The sequence below is a fragment of the Vreelandella sp. 2A-K22 genome (genome assembly GCF_054065485.1).
In genome coordinates, this window is the sequence record NZ_JBSUGC010000001.1 from 219,628 (window position 1) to 240,793 (window position 21,166).

General features: G+C 53.5%; 17 protein-coding genes. 11 read left to right on the forward strand and 6 right to left on the reverse strand.

Going from position 1 to position 21,166, the window contains the following annotated elements:
- Nucleotides 1–31: 31 nt before the first annotated feature.
- From ACW17M_RS01035 to ACW17M_RS01045, 3 genes are read left to right on the forward strand one after another with little or no spacing between them, the layout of a single operon-like run.
- Nucleotides 32–862, forward strand: a complete 831-nt coding sequence (locus ACW17M_RS01035) for a p-hydroxycinnamoyl CoA hydratase/lyase (protein WP_161463580.1) — start codon at nucleotides 32–34, stop codon at nucleotides 860–862.
- Between the two features lie 35 nt (nucleotides 863–897).
- Complete coding sequence (locus tag ACW17M_RS01040; RefSeq protein WP_457546760.1) at nucleotides 898–2,346, forward strand: aldehyde dehydrogenase; 1,449 nt, start codon at nucleotides 898–900, stop codon at nucleotides 2,344–2,346.
- A gap of 58 nt (nucleotides 2,347–2,404) precedes the next feature.
- Nucleotides 2,405–3,451 carry a TRAP transporter substrate-binding protein gene (locus tag ACW17M_RS01045; protein ID WP_161464196.1) on the forward strand — a complete coding sequence of 349 codons (1,047 nt, stop codon included), beginning with the start codon at nucleotides 2,405–2,407 and terminating at the stop codon, nucleotides 3,449–3,451.
- Between the two features lie 181 nt (nucleotides 3,452–3,632).
- On the opposite strand, the gene ACW17M_RS01050 is transcribed toward ACW17M_RS01045, so the two are convergent.
- Both ACW17M_RS01050 and ACW17M_RS01055 read right to left on the reverse strand, forming a co-directional pair.
- The gene (locus ACW17M_RS01050; RefSeq protein WP_457546761.1) at nucleotides 3,633–4,577 is read right to left on the reverse strand and encodes a ketopantoate reductase family protein; all 945 of its coding nucleotides are present in this window, start codon (nucleotides 4,575–4,577) and stop codon (nucleotides 3,633–3,635) included.
- A 332-nt stretch (nucleotides 4,578–4,909) separates the two neighbouring features.
- Nucleotides 4,910–5,809 carry a LysR substrate-binding domain-containing protein gene (locus ACW17M_RS01055; protein WP_427770911.1) on the reverse strand — a complete coding sequence of 300 codons (900 nt, stop codon included), beginning with the start codon at nucleotides 5,807–5,809 and terminating at the stop codon, nucleotides 4,910–4,912.
- A 99-nt stretch (nucleotides 5,810–5,908) separates the two neighbouring features.
- On the opposite strand from ACW17M_RS01055, the gene mdlC reads away from it, so the two are divergent.
- The 7 genes from mdlC (at nucleotide 5,909) to ACW17M_RS01090 (ending at nucleotide 14,586) form a co-directional block, all read left to right on the forward strand.
- Complete coding sequence (gene mdlC, locus ACW17M_RS01060) at nucleotides 5,909–7,495, forward strand: benzoylformate decarboxylase (RefSeq protein WP_457546762.1); 1,587 nt, start codon at nucleotides 5,909–5,911, stop codon at nucleotides 7,493–7,495.
- 74 nt (nucleotides 7,496–7,569) lie between these two features.
- Nucleotides 7,570–8,589, forward strand: a complete 1,020-nt coding sequence (locus tag ACW17M_RS01065; protein WP_457546763.1) for a TRAP transporter substrate-binding protein — start codon at nucleotides 7,570–7,572, stop codon at nucleotides 8,587–8,589.
- 51 nt (nucleotides 8,590–8,640) lie between these two features.
- Complete coding sequence (locus tag ACW17M_RS01070) at nucleotides 8,641–10,092, forward strand: aldehyde dehydrogenase (RefSeq protein WP_457546764.1); 1,452 nt, start codon at nucleotides 8,641–8,643, stop codon at nucleotides 10,090–10,092.
- A gap of 443 nt (nucleotides 10,093–10,535) precedes the next feature.
- Nucleotides 10,536–11,561: a TRAP transporter substrate-binding protein gene (locus ACW17M_RS01075; protein WP_457546765.1), complete on the forward strand. Its 1,026-nt coding sequence runs from the start codon at nucleotides 10,536–10,538 to the stop codon at nucleotides 11,559–11,561.
- A 12-nt stretch (nucleotides 11,562–11,573) separates the two neighbouring features.
- Entirely contained in the window at nucleotides 11,574–12,119 is a 546-nt protein-coding gene (locus ACW17M_RS01080; protein WP_427770171.1) for a TRAP transporter small permease, read from the forward strand.
- A complete protein-coding gene (locus tag ACW17M_RS01085; RefSeq protein WP_457546766.1) occupies nucleotides 12,109–13,398 on the forward strand; it encodes a TRAP transporter large permease in 1,290 nt (429 codons plus the stop codon). Before ACW17M_RS01080 ends, ACW17M_RS01085 begins: the two co-directional genes overlap by 11 nt.
- Before the next feature lie 156 nt (nucleotides 13,399–13,554).
- Entirely contained in the window at nucleotides 13,555–14,586 is a 1,032-nt protein-coding gene (locus ACW17M_RS01090) for a helix-turn-helix domain-containing protein (protein ID WP_161462945.1), read from the forward strand.
- Between the two features lie 55 nt (nucleotides 14,587–14,641).
- Here the strand turns inward: ACW17M_RS01090 and ACW17M_RS01095 are convergent, their stop codons facing one another.
- The 3 genes from ACW17M_RS01095 to ACW17M_RS01105 all read right to left on the reverse strand — a co-directional run bounded on the left by ACW17M_RS01095 (nucleotide 14,642) and on the right by ACW17M_RS01105 (nucleotide 18,562).
- Entirely contained in the window at nucleotides 14,642–15,886 is a 1,245-nt protein-coding gene (locus tag ACW17M_RS01095) for a serine hydrolase domain-containing protein (protein WP_457546767.1), read from the reverse strand.
- Nucleotides 15,887–16,012: 126 nt separating this feature from the next.
- Nucleotides 16,013–17,125 (reverse strand): NAD(P)-dependent alcohol dehydrogenase, encoded by a 1,113-nt coding sequence (locus ACW17M_RS01100; protein ID WP_457546768.1) that lies wholly within the window; start codon nucleotides 17,123–17,125, stop codon nucleotides 16,013–16,015.
- A 27-nt stretch (nucleotides 17,126–17,152) separates the two neighbouring features.
- The gene (locus ACW17M_RS01105) at nucleotides 17,153–18,562 is read right to left on the reverse strand and encodes an aldehyde dehydrogenase family protein (protein ID WP_457546769.1); all 1,410 of its coding nucleotides are present in this window, start codon (nucleotides 18,560–18,562) and stop codon (nucleotides 17,153–17,155) included.
- A gap of 266 nt (nucleotides 18,563–18,828) precedes the next feature.
- Here ACW17M_RS01105 and ACW17M_RS01110 point away from each other — a divergent pair, with 266 nt between their 5' ends.
- On the forward strand, nucleotides 18,829–19,719 hold the full coding sequence (locus ACW17M_RS01110) for a helix-turn-helix domain-containing protein (protein ID WP_400669865.1): 891 nt from the start codon (nucleotides 18,829–18,831) through the stop codon (nucleotides 19,717–19,719).
- A 160-nt stretch (nucleotides 19,720–19,879) separates the two neighbouring features.
- Here ACW17M_RS01110 and ACW17M_RS01115 read toward each other — a convergent pair whose 3' ends face one another.
- Complete coding sequence (locus ACW17M_RS01115; RefSeq protein ID WP_400669861.1) at nucleotides 19,880–20,842, reverse strand: porin; 963 nt, start codon at nucleotides 20,840–20,842, stop codon at nucleotides 19,880–19,882.
- Nucleotides 20,843–21,166 lie beyond the last annotated feature (324 nt).

A 21,166-nucleotide genomic window follows, 5' to 3' on the forward strand; every position in this document is an offset into this window, starting at 1 on the left:
AAGTCGTTTAAGAAAACCCAAGGAGCAAGAGATGAGTAACTACCAAGATCGCTGGCAAACCGTGAAGGTGAACGTCGAAGAGGGCATTGCCTGGGTGACGTTGAATCGTCCTGAAAAGCGCAACGCCATGAGCCCGACGCTCAACCGTGAAATGATCGATGTGCTCGAAACGATCGAGCTGGACCAAGAGGCCCACGTGCTGGTGTTGACCGGCGAGGGTGAATCCTTTTCAGCCGGCATGGATCTTAAAGAGTACTTCCGCGAGATCGACGCCAGCCCCGAGATTGTTCAGGTCAAGGTGCGCCGCGACGCCTCTACCTGGCAATGGAAGCTACTGCGTCACTACGCCAAGCCCACCATCGCCATGGTCAATGGCTGGTGCTTTGGCGGGGCCTTCTCACCGCTGGTTGCCTGCGATTTGGCGATTGCCGCCGATGAGTCGGTATTTGGCCTCTCAGAAATCAACTGGGGTATTCCCCCAGGCAACCTGGTCAGCAAAGCCATGGCCGATACTGTGGGCCACCGAGAAGCGCTCTATTACATCATGACCGGGGAAACCTTTACCGGCCCCCAGGCAGCTAAAATGGGGCTGGTTAACAGAAGTGTGCCATTAACTGAATTACGCGAAGCCACCCGCGAGCTGGCCGCTACGTTGCGTGATAAGAACCCAGTTGTGATGCGTGCTGCCAAGATCGGTTTCAAAATGTGCCGCGAACTGACCTGGGAGCAGAACGAGGAGTACCTCTACGCCAAGCTCGATCAGGCGCAGCAGCTGGATCCTGAGCAGGGCCGGGCGCAGGGGCTCAAACAGTTCCTCGATGACAAGAGCATCAAACCGGGGCTGGAGAGTTACCAGCGATAAAACAATAATCGCCAACCTTTGAACGAGAGTCAGTCATGGATATTAATCTGTTAATCGGCAGTGAGCGCTGTGCCGCTCATCAAGACGCGACCTTTACTCGAGCCAACCCTCTCACCGGTGATATCGTCACCCAGGCCGCGGCGGCATCTGCTGGCGATGCGATCCGGGCGGTTGAGGCGGCTGCGAAGGCGTTTCCCGCCTGGTCAGCGACGGGACCCGGCGAAAAGCGCGCCAAACTACTCAAAGCTGCAGAGGTTATGGAAGCGCGACAGGCTGAGTTTATCGAACGCATGGTAGATGAGACCGGCGCCACGCCAGGCTGGGCAGGCTTTAACGTCATGGTCGCCGCCAGCATCCTGCGCGAGGCGGCGTCGCTGACTACGCAGGTAGGCGGTGAGGTAATACCCTCCAACGTGCCCGGAAGTTTGGCGATGGGCGTGCGGGTACCCTGCGGCGTGGTGGTGGGGATCGCCCCCTGGAACGCGCCTATTATTCTTGGTACGCGTGCCATTGCGACGCCGCTTGCGTGTGGCAACACGGTGATTCTTAAGGCTTCTGAGCAGTGCCCCGCGACGCATCACCTGATTGGTGAGGTACTGATTGAGGCGGGTCTGGGCGATGGCATCGTTAACGTGGTGACCAATGCGCCCCCGCAGGCCGCCGAGATCGTCGAGTCGCTGATTGAGCACCAAGCCGTGCGCCGTATTAATTTCACTGGCTCTACTCAGGTGGGGCGCATTATTGCCGAAAAGGCCGCGCGCCATCTTAAGCCGGTCTTGCTGGAACTTGGTGGAAAGGCGCCGTTCGTGGTGCTTGAAGATGCCGACCTGGATGCTGCCGTTGAGGCCGCCGCCTTTGGCGCCTTCTTCAACCAGGGGCAGATCTGTATGTCCACTGAGCGGCTGATTGTGGTGGATGCGGTCGCTGATGCCTTCGTCGAAAAACTGGCTCGCAAAGCACAAACGCTGCGCGCGGGCGATCCCCGGGGAGAAGGTAACGCGCTGGGTACGCTGATCAATCGCGAATCGGGCGAGAAGCTCAACGCCCTGCTTGACGACGCCCAGCAGCATGGCGCTCGTTTAGCCTGTGGCGGCAAGGCCGAAGGCGTCATTATGCAGCCTACCGTGGTCGATGGGGTTACCCAGGCGATGCGCCTGTATGGCGAAGAGTCGTTTGGTCCGGTGGTGGCGATGATGCGTGTTAAAGATGAAGAGGAAGCCTTGCGTGTGGCGAACGATAGTGAGTATGGCCTTTCTGCCGCCGTCTTCAGTCGCGACACCGCCCGGGCGATGCAGTTTGCGCAGCGCATTGAGTCGGGTATTTGCCATATCAATGCACCCACCGTTCACGATGAGCCGCAGATGCCCTTTGGCGGCGTTAAATCGAGCGGCTACGGACGCTTTGGCGGTAAGGCCGGGATCGAGGAGTTCACCGATCTGCGCTGGATGACCATGCAGCTTGGCCCGCGCCATTACCCTATTTAGATAAGCGCAAGAAAGATGTCTTGCTAGTAAAGCGAAGTAAATAAAGGAGTTCATTACAATGACAATAAAACCCACACTCGCCAGCCTCACGTTGTTAACCGGCATACTCCTCAGCGGTAGTGGCTATGCCCAAGACACGGTGACCCTGCGCTTGCACCACTTTGCTGCCCCTGCCACGCCAGTGCAGACCGAGTATCTGGAACCTTGGGCTAAGCGTATCGAAGAGCAGTCCGAGGGGGCTATCAAGGTGGAAATATTCCCTGCCATGCAACTGGGGGGCTCAGCACCATCGCTCTATGATCAGGCAAAGGACGGGGTGGTGGATATTGCCTGGACGTTGCTCAGCTATACGCCTAATCGCTTCCCGGAATCCGAGGCATTCGATCAACCCTTCCTGCCCACAACGGGCGAAGCCACCAGCATGGCAGCCCATGAGTTTGCGACAACGCATATGCAGGCTGCCTTTGAGGGCGTCTATCCTATCGCTGTATTTGCCCATACGCCGGGCAAAATCCATACCAGAGATGTGGCGATTGAGAGTGCTGATGAGCTGGATGGGCTGGCTATTCGTGCCCCTTCGAAAACCATGAATCGCTATCTGGGACTTCTGGGGGCTCAAGCGGTGGGTATGCCGATGCCACAAATTCCAGAAGCGATTTCGCGCGGGGTAATCGATGGCCTGACACTGCCCTTTGAAAGCGCTGCGGCTTTGGGCGTGCTGGACGTTGCCCAGAATCACACCTTTTTCGAGGGCGATCATGGTTTATATACGGCAATGATGGTGCTGGCCTTAAACCAAGCTAGTTACGATGCGCTTTCACCAGAGCTGAAGCAGGTAATCGACGATAATGCGGGGCTTCAAGAGGCGCAACGAATCGGCCAGGTCATGGATCAAGCGGAAGAGGACGCAATTGAAGCTATTGAAGCGACGGGTGAGGGTGAAATGTTCTACATCGCTCAAGACGCACTGGCACCCTGGCAAGCGGCTGCCGAGACGGCCACGGCCCAATGGATTGACGACATGGGGGGCCGAGGCTTTGATGGTCAACTGCTTTATGACGATGCGACTCGATTGGTAGAGAAGTATACCGAGCAGACAGAGTAGTCCATATCCCTACCTGCACCATCCAACGCGCTAAGGTTATGTTTACCACTAGCAAAAAACCCGCCTTCTGGCTTACAGCTAGAAGGCGGGTTTTATTATATACTTACGCCGGACTTGCCAAGGCTTTAATTTAATTTTTATTAGTACATAAAGCCTTAATTATGCAAATCAATTGACCTCCTCATTTTAAGTGCCGGTCAATGTGGCGAATAAGCCCCAGAATAGTGCGAGTAACAGGTACCGCGATGTTGTGCTCCTCTGCACGGCGTACTGCAGCGCCACAAATAGCTTCAATTTCGGTAGGCCTTTCTGCAAGTACGTCCTGGAGCATAGAAGGTTTATGGGAAGCGTGCAGTTCCAGTGCTTCGCTCACGGTTTTCTCGATACGCTCATTCTGAACAGCAAAGCCACATGCATGGGCGGTAGCACAAAGTTCACCGATAATTTGAAATGCAAGTTCTCTAGTGTCCGCATTAGCGCCCACTTGGCCAACGGTTGATCTAGTGACTGCACAAAGGCCATTTAAAGCCGCGTTAAATATCACTTTTTCCCAAATTGCCACCTCTACCTGTGGATCAATAATGGTTTTTATCCCACTGTGTGTGAAGAGCTCAGGTATATAATTAAGTATTGGTGGCGCAACCGTAGATGAGGCGGCGGCTAGCCTGACAATGCCTTCACCATGAGACTCCACATACCCTGGCCCCTTCATGTCTGCAGGATAAGTGGTAACACCAACCACAATATTTTTTTGATCTACGAACTCCATAAGAGAAAGCTTATTATCGAGACCATTTTGCAGGCTTAAGAGGACAGTATTAGAGTCTATTGCTGAACTTATCGCTGTAATTGCCGAATTTGTGTGCATTGTTTTAGTGAAAACTATAATAAGGTCATAGGTTTTACTCACTTCCCAAGGAAAAAGCACCGGGATAGGGATGTACCGCTCACCTTTATCTGTCTTGAGTTTGAGACCATTTTTGCGCAAAGCATCAACATGCTCTGCATTAACATCAATCAAAGTAACGTCCGCACCGCCTTCGGAAAGTCTCCCTCCTATTAGTCCACCCATTGCTCCTGCACCAAGGATAGCGATACTAGGTTCTTGTCTGGTTTGGTTATTCACTATTTTATCCTCTTAAAAGCTCTACACTTAGAAATTTATATTGTTTAATTTTGACTAAGTCTATTAAAGGGGTGGTCAGGCGTGTTAGGCAGTTTTGAACAGCGCTAATATTCTCTCGTATGCACGTTTATAAACTGTCATTTATACTGCATTGCTTTTAAATAAATCAAATAAATAAATTGTAGATTGGTCATAAAGCATATCTATAGCCCGTTAATGTCATCATCCATGTGCTATATAAGCTGTTCAAACAGCGGTGCCACTGACAGCTGAATTTTCGAGAGCTGGTTGGATGTGCCACACGGCTTATATCAAACTAGCTTGCGAAAAAATCACTTTTCCTCAGTGATAGCGGTAATGATGCTTTCACAAAGCCAACGTTGAGCTGGCGAACGCGAAGTGTGTGCCTGCCAGTAAAGAGTTACATCGAATGGAGGTACTTCGAATGGTAATTCAAGTGCTTTTAGTGGTGCTTCATTCACAAAGGCAGAAGCAATTTGCTGAGGTAAAATCACTACCAAATCGCTCTTTTGCAGGACTCTCGGTAAAATAGAGAAGTGGGGCACTACGAGGCTAACCTTACGCTTCAACCCCAGCCCTACCAGCACATCTTCTGCCAGACTATGCCCTGACGAAACAGCAACCACAGCATGTTTAGCATCCATAAACTGCTCCAAGCTGAGATGATCATCAATACTTGGGTGATGGCGATTCAACAGGCAAACATATCGCTCCTTGAGAATGGTTCGGCGCTCTACACCAGAGGCAGTAATAGGCCTACTACAGATGACCGCGTTAACCTTCCCTGCTGCCAGCCACTCTTCGACCTTGTCGATTTCCAAAGCAATGACTTCAAGCTCAACATTTGGTGCCTCGGCGTGTATATGGGAGAGAATGCGTGGCAATAGTGCTAGCTCGCCGAGGTCAGTAAGGGCTAGTCGAAATCGCCTATGTGAAGAGCGCGGGACAAACTCGCGATTTTCCTCCAGCGTACTGTCAATCTGGGCTAATGAGTCGCGCAGTGTTGGGTAGAGCTGTATCGCAGTGAAGGTCGGCTCCATGCCGTCTCGAGAACGCACAAAAAGACGGTCGTCAAACAAGTCGCGCAATCTCGAAAGTGCGTAACTCACTGACGGCTGAGTGACGTTCAAACGATCCGCTGCCACCGTGACGCTACGTGCATCAAAGAGAGTGACAAATACCCTGACTAGATTTAGATCAATAGCAGCCATGTAATAGATACCATTTATATTTTATAGAACATATATTTATTTGATGGATTTTGAAAGGCCAATTAGTGTGAAACAAACGTCTTCACACTAGAGCCAAATATGTCAACCGTACACTCTATTACTTACCAGCTTCTCCGCCGACAGGGACTCAACACTGTTTTCGGTAACCCTGGCTCCAATGAACTGCCGTTCCTAAAGCGCTTTCCTGAAGACTTTCGTTACATCCTTGGCCTTCATGAAGGAGTAGTTGTTGGCATGGCCGACGGCTACTCCCTGGCCAGCGGGCAGCCGGTGCTGGTCAACTTACATGCAGCCGCAGGTACCGGCAATGCGATGGGAGCACTGACCAATGCTTGGTATTCCCATTCACCGTTGGTCATTACGGCAGGCCAACAAGCGCGTTCTATGATCGGTGTTGAAGCGATGCTGGCTAATGTTGATGCATCGTCACTTCCACGCCCATTGGTTAAATGGAGTTACGAGCCTGCCTGTGCAGAGGATGTGCCGCGTACGTTGAGCCAGGCGATTCACATGGCTAATCTGCCAGCCCGTGGGCCGGTCTATGTCTCGATTCCTTATGACGACTGGGATCATGAACTTGAAGATGACGCAGCCCAAGTCGTTCAGCACGACGTTAGCCATGCCGGTTTACCGTCAGCCACCCAGCTGGAAGCCTTGGCTGAAAACCTCAAGCAAGCTCATAGCCCCGTGTTAGTACTAGGGCCTGAGGTTGATGCTGTACGTGCCAATTCACTGGCCGTGGAGCTGAGCGAGCGACTCTGTATGCCGGTATGGGTGGCGCCGTCTGCTTCACGCTGCCCGTTTCCAACACGCCATGCCTGCTTCCGCGGTGTGTTACCGGCGGCCATTTCGGGAATTTCGGATAAGCTGGATGGCCATGATTTGATACTGGTGATTGGTGCCCCGGTGTTTCGCTATCACCAATATGCGCCGGGTCGTTATTTACCCCAAGGCGCGAAATTGTTGCATTTGACCGGCGACGTGCAGGAGGCTGCCCGCGCCCCGGTGGGCAATGCTCTAGTTGGCGACATCCATGCCACTCTGGAGGCTCTGCTGCCATTATTGGCACAAAGTGACCGTGTTCTGCCCACCCCCCTTCCTTTGCCACCACCTCCGGCGGTTTCCTCTGGGCGTCTAGCCCCGGAGAGTGTCTTTGACTCCCTTAATACCCTGGCGCCAGAGGATGTGATTTACGTTAAAGAGTCGACGTCGACAGTGACTGCTTTCTGGCAGCGCGTTGAGATGCGCCACCCTGGCAGCTTCTTCTTCCCGGCGGCAGGGGGGCTCGGGTTTGGCTTGCCTGCTGCAGTGGGCGTGCAACTAGCTCAACCCAATCGGCAGGTGATTGCGGTCATCGGTGACGGTTCAGCGAATTATGCTATCAGCGCTTTGTGGAGCGCCGCCCAGTACAACGTTCCGGTGGTATTTATCATTCTCAAGAACGACACCTATGGAGCGCTACGCTGGTTCTCGCGGCTGCTGGATGCAGAAGACGCTCCGGGGCTCGACGTGCCTGGGCTAGATTTTTGTGAATTGGCTCGGGGGTACGGTGTTGAGGCGGTTCGTACTGAGACGCTTGAGTCCTTCGAGGACGCGCTATGCCGGGCGCTGGATGCTTCCCGCCCAATATTGCTGGAGGTGCCGACAACAACGATAGAGCCTTGATACGACGCTATACCCAGAGGGCGTGGAGATCACGCCAAACAATGAAGGTAATAACAATGACAGAGAGAACCCTCATGAAAAAAACGATATCGCCACTGCTATTCAGCATATCTACAGTAGTTCTATGTACGTCGGTTAATGCTGACACAACACTACGCATGGCCCACCTGTGGCCTGCCAGCTCGACGGTTAACCAGGAAATTTATCAAGCCTGGGCAGAAAAAGTAGAGCAGGAGTCTGGCGGCCAGTTAAAAGTAGAAATCTACCCTTCTCAAACTTTGAGCAAGGCTGACCAGGCTTACGAGGCGGCGGTTAATGGCGTCGCTGACATTGCCATCACTGTACAAGGCTATACCTCCGGTCGCTTCCCTCTCTCCGAGATCGTGCAACTTCCTGGCGTATCCACTAGCGCATCGCAAGGGGCTTGTATTTTACAAACACTCTATGATGAAGGCGACATAGCGGAGGAGTACGAAGATGCCCATACGCTATTTTTATTCACCACTGGGCCAGCCTATTTACATACACAAGATTCCGAAATTAAAACGCCCGCTGATTTAGAAGGCCTTAGGATGCGTCACCCCAGTGAGGTAGCAGGAGAAATGCTCACAAGTATGGGGGCGCACCCAGTGGGTATTCCTGCACCAGATATTTATACGTCACTGCAGCGTGGCGTGATAGATGGATTGAGTTTCCCCTGGGAAGCCATGACGGTGTTTCGTATCAACGAGTTAGTGAATCATCACTTGGAGTTGCCATACTATACAGGCACGTTCGTAGCCACTATGAACCAGGCCTCTTATGATCGCCTCTCTCCCGAACTAAAAGCAGTGATTGATAATAATAGTGGTATGGCATGGGCTAGTAAGGCCGGTCAAGTTTTTGATGATATTGATAAAACTGGACGTGAAGAGGCTGTGGCTCAAGGTGATACCATCTATGCAGTGGAAGATCCCCTCAATGACCCCGCCTGGGCTCCCCCTCTTGAGCAAGGTACTGAGAACTACCTTGAGCAACTTGAGCAGAGAGGCTTGGATAGCGCTCGCTCTGTCTACGAGAAAGCTCTGACGTTACGCGATCAGTGTGAAGAATAAGTATTGGCGCAACGGTAGTCAGCCTTACCATTTAAATTATAGGAATACGCCATGAACACTCTCGATCTGCTTATAGGTGGTCATTCACGCTCAGCTCACGAGTCCGCCACCTTCGAGCACACCAACCCGCTGAGCGGAGAAACTGTCACCTGTATAGCGGCCGCATCGGTTAGCGATGCTCAGGCCGCCGCCGAGGCTGCAGCCCGTGCCTTCCCGGCCTGGTCAGCGACGGGCCCCGGCGAAAAGCGCGCCAAGCTACTCAAAGCTGCAGAGGCCATGGAAGCGCGACAGGCGGAGTTTATCGAACGCATGGTAGATGAAACCGGCGCTACGCCAGGCTGGGCAGGTTTTAACGTCATGGTCGCCGCCAGCATCCTACGCGAGGCGGCGTCGCTGACTACACAGGTAGGTGGTGAGGTAATACCTTCTAATGTGCCCGGCAGCCTAGCGATGGGCGTGCGGGTACCCTGCGGCGTGGTGGTGGGGATCGCCCCCTGGAACGCGCCTGTTATTCTTGGCACGCGTGCCATTGCGACGCCGCTGGCGTGTGGTAATACGGTGATTCTTAAGGCCTCTGAACAGTGTCCCGCGACGCATCACCTGATTGGGGAGGTACTGATTGAGGCGGGCCTGGGCGATGGCATCGTTAACGTGGTGACCAATGCACCACCTCAGGCCGCCGAAGTCGTCGAGGCCTTGATTGAGCACCAAGCCGTACGTCGTATTAATTTCACTGGCTCTACTCCGGTGGGGCGCATTATTGCCGAAAAAGCGGCGCGCCATCTTAAGCCGGTCTTGCTGGAACTTGGTGGAAAGGCGCCGTTCGTGGTGCTGGAAGATGCCGACCTGGATGCTGCCGTTGAGGCCGCCGCCTTTGGCGCCTTCTTCAACCAGGGCCAGATCTGTATGTCCACTGAGCGGTTGATTGTGGTGGATGCGGTCGCTGATGCCTTCGTCGAAAAACTGGCTCGCAAAGCACAAACGCTGCGCGCGGGCGATCCCCGAGGTGAAGGTAACGCGCTGGGTACGCTGATCAATCACGAATCGGGCGAGAAGCTCAACGCCCTGCTTGACGACGCTCAACAGCATGGCGCTCGCCTAGCCTGTGGCGGCAAGGCCGAAGGCGTCATTATGCAGCCTACCGTGGTCGATGGGGTTACCCAGGCGATGCGCCTGTATGGCGAAGAGTCGTTTGGTCCGGTGGTGGCGATGATGCGTGTTAAAGATGAAGAGGAAGCCTTGCGTGTGGCGAACGATAGTGAGTATGGCCTTTCTGCCGCCGTCTTCAGTCGCGACACCGCCCGGGCGATGCAGTTTGCGCAGCGCATTGAGTCGGGTATTTGCCATATCAATGCACCCACCGTCCACGATGAGCCGCAGATGCCCTTTGGCGGCGTTAAATCGAGCGGCTATGGTCGCTTTGGCGGTAAGGCCGGGATTGAGGAGTTCACCGATCTGCGCTGGATGACCATGCAGCTTGGCCCACGCCATTATCCCATTTAGCTAGTGCAAGAAGGATGTCTGGTAAGAAAGCGACGTCAATAAGAAATCCTTATGGTGGGGCGACTCGCTCGGTAGAGAAATATATCGATCTGACAAGGTAATCGTATTTTTCACACTGAAGCCGCCTTGGTGTGTTTAAAGGTGGCTTTTTTTGGTGCTTCAGGCGATCGTTAATTGCGCTACTAGTCGCTGCTTCGACCATAGTCGTGAAGTAATATTGGAAAAGTCCAATTTTTTGTTGTCATTGTGCCTTTTGCGCTGGGGGTGTTGGCCGGAACACTGAGGATCTGAGATCGTGCGGGTGCAAAGGCTTGCTGCGGTGCTTAAACATAGACGAATGTCGATTAGCCCTACGCCTGATAGTGGACTAATGTGGTCTCATAAGGCGAACTAGTATTCGCTATGCGAACTCACAATAATCCAAAAAAGTCCTGGAGGCTCCTATGAAAATGTCCCTATCTCGTTGTGTTTTGGCAGCGGCAATTACTGGCCTGGCGGTTAGCTCGGCCCAGGCAGAGACTACGCTACGTATGGCCCACTTTTGGCCTGGCCCTTCAGGCGTTAATGAAGGTGTTTTGCAGGCATGGGCCGATACGATCGCCGAAGAATCCAATGGCGATCTAACCATTCAAATGTTTCCCGCCGGTACCTTAGCCAAGCCGGATTCCATTTATGAAGCCGCTGCCAACGGTATTGCCGATATTGGTGCTACTGCCCAGGGCTATACTGCCGGCCGATTTCCTCTCTCACAGATCGTTGAACTACCTGGGGTAGCGAGCACGGCAACGCAAGGTGCTTGCGTACTGCAAACGCTTTATGACGACGGCCATTTGGACAGCGAATACGAAGATACCCGCCCGCTGTTTATGTTTACCACGGGCCCGGGTGGCATCCACACCATCGACACCGATGTGCAAACCCCTGCTGACCTGGAAGGGCTGCGCATTCGACGCCCCACCGCTGTGGCGGGTGAGATGCTGGAAAATATGGGCGCAAGCCCCGTGGGTATGCCAGCCCCCGATATTTACACCTCCATGCAGCGCGGTGTCATTGATGGCCTGAGTTTCCCTTGGGAAGGTTTAAAAGGCTTCCGCATCAACGAGCTGGTGAGCTACCACACCGAAGTACCGTTTTACACTTTGATCTTTGTCGCCACCATGAATCAGCGCGCGTACGATAATTTGACGCCTGAACAGCAGGCGGTAATCGATAATAACTCAGGCATGAAGTGGGCTGAAAATGCTGGTGCGGTGTTTGACCGCCTAGACGTAGAAGGCAAACAGGAAGCTGCTGACGCTGGCCATACCATTCGCGAAATTGAAAATCCGCTAGCGCATCCTGATTGGCAAGAACCGCTCGAAACCGGTATTGAAAACTACCTAACGCAGCTGGAAAAGCGCGGTTTGGATCAGGCTCGAGATGTATATCAAGCAGCACTGGCAGCCAGTGAGTCTTGTGGTACCCAATAGGGGTAAGGTCTTATGAAGTCTACTCTCCGCTCTCAACAAGTTCTCTACAAGGCCAGCCACTGGCTGGCCCTCATTTGTCGCTTGGTGGCTGGCATCGCACTGATTGGGCTGCTGGCAGTGACCATTGCCGATGTAAGTACGCGTTATCTATCGCGTGTAACGGAAGGTGCGATTGCACTGCGCGTTTCCGGCAGCGTAGAGCTGGTCAGCTATTTGATGCTATTTGCGCTATTGGCCGCCATGGCTGCTAATGTGGAGAAAAGCCAAGTGGTGGTAGAGGCGTTCTCTCACGGCTTGCCGCAAGCGATAAAAAATCGCCTGCAAGGGCTCTTTTTCCTCGGCTTTATGGCGCTGGGGCTGATTCTATTTGTGGGCTTGCTGGATTCGGCCGCAGCGGCCAGCCGGCACGGCGAAATAACCCAAGACCTGCGACTGCCCATGGGGCCGATTTACCAGTTGGCAGCGGTGCTCAGTTTGCTGCTGGGAATACGTAGTTTTATTCACGCCTTGCTCGGCGTTATTTATGCAGTGGGTGAGGAGGCAGCGCATGGGGAGTGAAGCGACTGGTGCCATTGGGCTTGGGCTTTTATTGGTATTGATGATTCTGCGCGTGCCAGTTGCTCTCACGATGCTGATCGTGGGGGTGGTGGGCTTTGCCCAGATCATTAGCTGGGATGCGGCTGTTGCTCAGTTAAAAACCGTGCCGGTGGAAGTACTCTCTAACTACAGTTTCAGCGCCGTGCCCATGTTTATCTTAATGGGCGTGCTGGCTGCTCATTCGGGGATGGCCGGTAAGCTGTTTGATTCAACCCGTATTATTTGCGGTGGCTGGAAGGGCGGCCTGGCGATTGCGGCCGTGGGCTCTTGCGGCATCTTCTCCGCTATCTCCGGCTCTTCATTAGCGACTGCGAGCACCATGACCCGGGTGGCGTTACCGGAGATGGAGCGCTATGGCTATAACCGTGGTTTAGCGACCGGCGCGCTGGCCGCAGGCGGCACGCTGGGCATTATGATTCCACCCAGTATCGCGCTGCTTATCTACGCCATTCTTACCGAACAGTCCGTTGGCGATATGTTCATGGCGGGGCTGATTCCCGGTCTGCTGGGGCTGGTGATGTATGCACTGACCATTACGGTAGTGATGTATCTGCGCCCTTCACTCGCCGTGGCGGGTGAACCCACTGCCTGGAAAGAGAAGCTGCTCTCGCTGACCGGCTTAGTGCCCTTCTTTGGCGTTTTCCTGGTGATGATTTTAGGTATCTATTTTGGTGCCTTTACACCGACGGAAGGCGCTAGCGTCGGGGCGTTCGCCACGCTGCTTTACGCCCTGGTAAAAGGCATGCGCGCTGCGCAGCTATGGCATAGCGTACAAGAGACTTTGGCGCTCTCTGCGGTGGTGTTCTTTATGCTGGTGGGGGCTGAGACGCTGGGTTACTTCATCTCGGTGTCGCGCATTTCGTTCTCGATTACCGACGTGCTCTATGGCATGGATCTTACGCCTATCGTCGTGGTGTTGTGCATCCTGGCGCTCTACTTTGTGTTGGGTATGTTTATGGATTCCATCGCGATGCTGGTTATCACCGTACCGGTGGTTTATCCGATTATTCAGGCGATGGGTATCGACCCGGTATGGTTCGGTATTTTGACTGTACTGACCGTTGAGCTGGGGCTAATGACACCGCCGGTGGGGATGAACGTGTTTGTGATTAAAGCGATGGCGCCACACGTCGGGCTAGGGGAGATATTTAAAGGGGTGGCGCCTTTTGTGGTTTCTGACTTAATACGACTAGCGCTATTAATCGCCTTCCCCATTTTGAGCACGCTGTTTCTGCTCTAGCTGGTTTTAATCTAAGCATCGTTGGGACAGTAACGATAAAAGGAGTTAATGCCAACGCAAGTGTGGAGAGACTGGCGCTGGTGCTTGATGAGCCGTGGCGGCTCAATGCTCACGAAATCACCGACAAGGGCTTTTGGGCCGTCAGCAGGTGAAAATATGGACATCAAGACCAATGAGGCACGAACACTCCAGTGTAATGCCGATGTATTGAAGCGTTTCAGCCGTGAGTTAATGGAACTGACCCAGTTGCCAAGATGCTCGATACCTGAGAGATGGCTATGTGAAGCCGTACAAGGCTTCGCCAATATTGTGGGCTTTGATGCCGCATGGTGGGGGCAACTTTATCTACCCTCAGATACCTCGTCATCTACCTTTTCACCCAGTGTCATGATGGATGGCAGCTTGGGATTGAGTTCAACTTTTGCGCAAGAGTGGCATAGCATTTCCGGGGTGGATCGGTTCGCTAAGGCTTCAATGTCCTACCTGGGCAAAGCCGTGCGGGGAGGCCATGACGATTTACCCAACACGGATTGCACCGAGGTTGAATCTTTTTGTCAGCGGCATGACATCTTGCATAGTATGGCCGTAACGCTAGAGTTTCCATGCAACGGCATGCTGTTTTTTGTGTCGGTTTATCGCAGCAAAACAAGCAGTGAATTCGACAAGCTTGATGCAGTACTGATGGAAGAGTTTCTTAACCATCTGGCGTATTACTGGAAGCAGTACCTAGCCAAAATTCGTTTTGATACCCTGCCCAATGGCTGGGATAGCTATGCACTTTCCAATAGGAAGGGAGAGCTCCTCTATATTGGTAAAGAGGTTCGCGTGGCTCTCGAACGAAAATATGTCGGCTGGCAAGGTTCTAGCCTGCCACGCCTTATCTCCGACCAGCTAAGTACGGCACCGCACACGCTAATGTCTAATGAAAACAAAGGCATCATTGTGCACCACTGTGGTGACCTCGTTGCCCTGACACTGTGTTCTCATCAGCGTTCAAACGTGCTTTCCCCGCGTGAACTCAGTGCCGCTAGACTCTATTCTCAGGGTAGCTCCTACAAGCAAGTTGCCCGAGCACTAGGCATCACCCCGGCAACGGCGAGAACTTACCTGCGTAGCGCTTATGTGCAGTTAGGTGTTAGCAATAAAGTAGAATTGCTTTCAGCGCTGCGCCAACCTAACGAGCCATAAAATGGCCGCGGCCTTGGTATACCAAGGCCCGGTGTGAGTCGTTTTTAACTGAGTCTTACTCAGAAACAAGCTCAGAGAGCTTATCGAAGAAGGCGAAGTTGTCATCGTCCCAGCCTTTGGCATCTGGCGTGTGGCTTAACTTAACTATCACGGTTTGCTTGTCCGGGTCGATATAGATGTATTGGTTGTAGATACCCATGGCGGTGTATGCATCGGTATCAGGGAACGTCCACCACTGATATTGATAGCCGATGGGGGCACCTTCCGAAATATGCTCATAGCCAGGGTCGGAAACGGTGGCCTCTGTTACCCAGCTGGCGGGTATTACTTGGGTGCCGTTGGCCTCGCCCATATTGAGCATCATCAGGCCGAAGCGACCCAGGTCGCGCAGGGTGGCGTTAAAGCCAGCGCCATAGAACTCATCACCGCTATCCATGATCCAAAAGCCATCTGCTTCCATACCCGCAGGCTGCCAGATCTTTTCAGACATGTACTCAGCGACCGTGGTATCTAAAACACTCGCCAGCACACAGCCCAGCACACTGGTATCCAGGGTGGCGTAATTAAAACGTTCGCCGGGTTCGTACTCCGGTTCGGAAGAGGCAATGGCGTAATCGCACCAGCGGTAGTTGTTAGCCACAAGCGCGTTGTCGTGCACTTCCGTTAGTTGAGTGTCTCCGCCGAACTCATAGACTTCTTCCCAGGCAACCCCTGAACGCATTCGCAGCACGTCAGTGACGCGAACATCGCTGTAACCAGTGCCTTCTAACTCGGGTAGGTATTTAGTGACCTTGTCATCAAGGCTTTCAATTTTGCCCTCTTCCACAGCGACGCCTACCAAGGTCGCGAGAATCGACTTTGAGGCCGAGAATACCGCGTGCTGGCTGTCATCACTGAAGCCATTGCGGTACTGCTCATAGGCGATTTTGCCATCCTTAATAACCAACAGGGCGTTGGTTTTAGTATTTTCCAGGTACTCTTCTAAAGAAACGTCATTCCCTTCAAACGAGAAGTTGTCATCTATTTCAATTAACTCAGACTCAAGTGGCCATGGCGTTGACGAAGCTGCCACGCGGCGGGTGGCAAACATCTTGTCTAGCTGTTGGAACGTCAGGAAATTGAGGTCAGGGTTAAACATATTGGCCCGAGCATTAATCATCGTCTCGGTGACCCACTGCTCGCCGTTTCCTTGTTCACTGTTTTCTTGTAGAGAAGATGCCAAGCAGGCCGTTGAAGCGAGAGAAGCGATTGCAGCAAGACAGATAGCATTGTTCTTGGAAGTGTTCTTGGAAATGGTCATGAGGTTCTCCTAGCGAGGGGCTGGCCTTAATGGCCATGGGGGGCCCGCGGGTGATGCGTGTTCGCTATCCATACTAGAAAGAGTCTTTCGGGAAGTAACCCCTGCAAATGCAGAGGGGGGGCAGTATTAGCGGTCAGTAGAATGACGCACGATGGGCTTGATCGCCCGGCCATGCTCGGCATCGTCGATCGCCTGGTTGATCTGATCAAAATCGTAAAAGGTCACCAATCGATCAAAGGGGAATCGGCCCTGTTCATACAGCCGAATCAGCGCCGGTATAAAAACATCGGGCAGCGAGTCGCCTTCCACAATGCCCCGCAGGCTACGTCCTGCTGACATCATATGGGTCAGATTCAGTTCCACCGTGGTCGTGGGGTCGGAGGCGCCGACAATTCCGCAAGTGCCGCGCGGTGCCAGAGCCGCCACCGCTGATTGAATGACGGCGGGCAGGCCTGTGGTATCGAGCGCATGATCAACGCCGATGCCGCCCGTGGCGTTAAATATCTGCTCCGTTAGCTCCTCTGAATCAGCTGCAAAGGCATGGCTAGCGCCAAGCTCACATGCCAGTGCCAGCCGCTGTTCGTGGATATCTACCGCAATAATGGTGGTCGCACCGGCGACCACCCCCGCCATGATGGCTGAAAGACCCACGGAGCCGGTGCCAAACACGAGCAGCGAGTCGCCCGGCGCCACCTCAAGCGAGTTCAGCACCGCACCGGCACCGGTTTGCACACCGCAGGCCAGGGGGCCAAGCAATTCCAGTGGCGCTGAAGGGGGTACCTTGACGATATTGCGTTCATGGCAGAGGGCGTGGCTGGCGAAAGAGGATTGACCGAAGATATTGGCGTGAACCGGCTCGGCATCTTTCGATAAGCCGCTGGAGCCATCGGCACGGGTGCCAAAAAAATTCCGTGGGAAAAAGTCATGGCAGTAGCTGGCCTGGCCACCTGAGCAACTTGGGCAATGGCCGCAGGAGTTGAAGGTCATGACCACATGGTCACCGACTTCCACTTTGGTCACTCCGGCCCCAACCGATTCAACGATACCGGCACCTTCATGGCCGAGCACCACGGGCTGGGGCGTGGGAAGCTGCTGATCGCGCATGGCGATATCAGTGTGACAAATGCCGGTGGCGACCACACGCACCAGGATTTCGCCCGCGCGGGGCGCTTCAAGCTGTAACGTTTCGATAGAAAACGGGGCCCGAGGCGAGCGGGCAACGGCGGCAATGATATTCATGGCATGCTCCTGCTGGTTTCAAGAAGATTACTTGGCGACCACTACCGACTGAATAGCGGTGTATTCATGGAGTCCTGCCTCGGCGAACTCCACCCCGATGCCGGACTGCTTATGGCCGCCGAAGGGAATGTGCGGCGCCATGGCGAAGTGCTGGTTGACCCAGGCACTGCCTGATTCCAGCCTACAGGCGATCTGCTTGCCCAGAGTGAGATCCTGAGTCCATACCGAACCGCCAAGGCCATAAGGCGAGTTATTGGCCCGTTCTATGGCCTCATCGATATCATCAAAGCGCAGCAGTGAGCGTACCGGGCCAAAAATCTCTTCATCCACCAGCGGGTTACCTTCCTCGATATCGCGAATCAGGGTGGGTTCGACGAAGTAGCCTGGGCCGTAGGTATGGCCACCGGCAATGATGCGGCCGTGCTGGGGAGCCAGTTTCAGCAGCGTTTGTACTGCCTCAAACTGTTGACGGTTCTGTACGGGGCCATACTGAGTCGCCGGGACTAACCCATCGCCTAGTTTGGCGGCGCGGGCCAGCCCGGCGAGGGCGTCGCACATGCGGTCGTAGATGTCGGACTGAATATACAGGCGCTTAATCGACATACACACCTGGCCTGAGTTGACGAAGGCCAACGCGAATAGCCGTGGTGCCACGGTGTCGATGTCCACATCATCCAGCACGATAGCGGCGTCGTTGCCACCTAGCTCCAGGGTGAGGCGCTGCAAGCTATCGGCTGCAGAGCGCATAACCGCCCGGCCGGTGGTCGTGGAACCCGTGAAGGACACCTTATTGATGCCGGCATGACCGGTCAGCAAGGGGCCAACATCACCACCGTCCGGCAGTATGCTGACCACGCCTGGCGGTACCAGGTCAGCAATCAGTTCACCCAGGCGCAGGGTCGCCAGCGGTGTGGTGGGGCTTGGTTTGATCAGGCAGGTGTTGCCTGCAATCAGCGCTGGCCCCAGCTTGTAGCAGGCCATCACCAGCGGAAAATTCCAGGGCACGATAGCGGCTACCACCCCCAGGGGGCGGCGGTGGAGCTCGGCGCGCTGGTGCTCGTCGTCTTGCAGCGTGCGGGGTGAAAGATCCATTTCAGCGAAGTAGCGCAAGATGGCCGCGGCCTGGCTGGTTTCGACCGCGGCGCCTGCCAGAGGCTTGCCCTGTTCCAGGGTTATCCACCGCTGCAGCTCCTCGGCATTTTTCTCAATGCAGTCAGCGATGGCGTGTAGCACGAGGCGGCGTTGTTCAATGGGCGTGTCCCGCCAGGCTGGCCACACCTTTCTTGCCGCGCTAATGGCACGCTCGACGTCTTCAGGCGTGACCTGGGGGCAGTAGGTCAGGATCTCTTCATTACTGGGATTGATGACGGGCATCTGCTGAGTGCCAGCGATCAGCTCACCATTAATGAGGGCGTGAAATTTATGATTATTTTGCATGCTGCTTCTCCTGTTGCGGCTACCCCATTCAATGCCGCATCGCGTGCTTGGTCTTGTGCATCCCTGCAGACCACTTGACGATTTCTGCAACGCTGGGTTGCCAAGCATAAGCACCTGGATCAAGCTGAGTAATCGTGAAGTCCAATCAATAATAGAAACAACAAAATCGGAGCCATCCTGACATGAATGCCCTTACCTCAAGAGAGGCAGCATTCCCTGATAGAGCGCCGCCATTCTCGTTGAACACCACCAATCTGGAATCTTTCGTGCAAGCAAACGAAAGGCAGCTGCTGCCCCTTGAGGTCGCGCCATTAACATCCACGTTTTACGCCAAGCTGCGTGGGCAGGACTTGCTGCGAAGTCGACTGGTATACATCGCCAGCTCGCCGGTGCGCGTCGCTCGCACACCACGGCTAGCGGCGCAAACCAATGGCGATCATACCTTCAAGCTGGTCTGGCAATTACGTGGTGGAGCGCTGATGACGCAGGGCGGTCAAACCATCCGGTTAGCCCCTGGAAAGATGACTATTTATCGGCTATCGAGCCCCTACCGATTGCATACCGACGGGGATTATCGTGCCCTTATGCTGAAAGTCGATCTTGCCGATATGCCCGAATGGCGACGGTTGGCCGAACGTTGTGAAGGGCTTGCGATCCCTGTAGATGCCGCTGCGCATGCCGCTCTAGCCGCACTGCGTGTTCAGCTTAGGTGGGGCAGTGACCCATCGAGAGGCCAAGTGGAAGACGCCGCTCTGGAGCTGGTGTTCGGGTCGTTTTGGCGCCACCAAAGGGAGCGGCTTTATCACGCCCCCATGCCCAGTGAACGGCTTACCAAAGCACGGCGTGTGGTGCTTGAGCGCCTTGCCGATACGCAGCTGGCTCCTGAAGATCTGGCCTATGCCCTGAACATGTCGGTGCGAGGGCTTTACGATGAGTTCCGGCGTTATCGTATGGCACCACCCGCAGCATTCATCCGTGAACTACGCTTGGAGCAGTGCTACTTGGCATTGTTAGACGCAACTCCTCAAAGGTGCAGCATCACTCATATCGCTCTGGAGCACGGTTTTTCTGATGGTGCGCATTTTGCGCGGGTGTTCCGCAAGCGCTATGGGGTCTCACCTGGCGATCTTCGGGCGCGAGGACGTCCCTACGCATAGCTTAAAATTACTTTTAAATAAGATTTTCGAAGTCAACAACCAAGTGACTGAGGTGTTGCGCTTGATTTTTGAGGCTATCGAGATTTAAACCCCGAAGGTCGAACTGGGAGTTCAACTTTCGGGGTGCTGTGTAGACCTGTATTAATGGGCTCTGTGAAACTTAGAAATCGTATCGAACCCCTAAAGCCCACCAATCCTTATCAATCGCATTGATCTCCCTATCTGTACTGCTAGCATATTCTAAATATACAAACATTGGATCACTAAGCCGGTAGCTGCCACCCGCAACGTATTGGACGTCACTCAAATTCATGTCACTATTTTCCATATAGCTGACGTTCCCGTATATTTTGCCTTCTGAGTAACTAAAAACGGGTGCTATACCATAATGACGAATATCTCCCTGCTCTTCAAATAACGCACCGACACTTAGCTGTGGAGATATTTTGTAGGTTACGCTTGCCCCGAGTAGAGCATCATCATCACCTTCTGCTTCATCATAGCCAGCGGCAAAACGTACCGGGCCTGTTTCATAGGCTACATATCCCATTAGGTTAAGTGTTTCTTCTTCACCTGCATCTTCATCTTCTGGATCGAGCTTTCCAGCGACACCCAGGCTGAAGCCATCGAAACTTTGGGATTCAAAAGAGATAGAGTTTCCACGGGCGCGGTCACCACCTTTTGCCAAGGCTCGCCAATCCACAGTGTTTCTTACATTGATAACCTTGGGTATGTTCTGATAATAGATGGAGTCAAAGTTACCAACCTTTACGGCTCCGACGTCTTCAAATCGTAGCCCTACATACGTGTTCCTTATATCATCAATGACGTTAGGCCGTGCCTCGTCACGATCATTAGCGGTGAATCTAAACTCGGCTCTTATAAAACCCTCTAACTTAGGATTTATCCTATGTCCAGCTTTAAAGCCAAGGCGTGAACCTTCTTCACTAATGTAGTCGTTACCGTCGTCATTGTTTAACGTCAAGTGTATACGGCCATATAGGTCAAAGTAAGTTTCTCCGTCTTCATACACATTGAATGCCTGTGTGGTTCCTGAAAACCCTAAACCTGCTACTAGTGCCAATGTAGAAATGCCATGGCATTTTTTGTTGTTCAACAACATGTTTACTCCCTAATTTATCTTTTTGAGTTTTTTTTTACACTGCCGTGAGATTTTCTTTTTCTTTTTGGCCCTCCTCTTTTTTATTAAATGTTGTATGGCGTAGGCATTAATAAGCTGCTCACGCAGCCAAAGCGGGGTCATAGAGGGTGGCTAAAGTTACCAACCTGTAACCCAGCGATGCTGGAGGAGCTTGTAAGCGCAATACGCCCTAGTTTTTATCGGTCAGTCTGAAATCATCGATCTCAGAACATCTGGTGAGTAACTTTTATTGGGTGACGCTCGTTGATTCCCTTTAGTCGCAGGTGCCGTTTCGACTGTAATGAT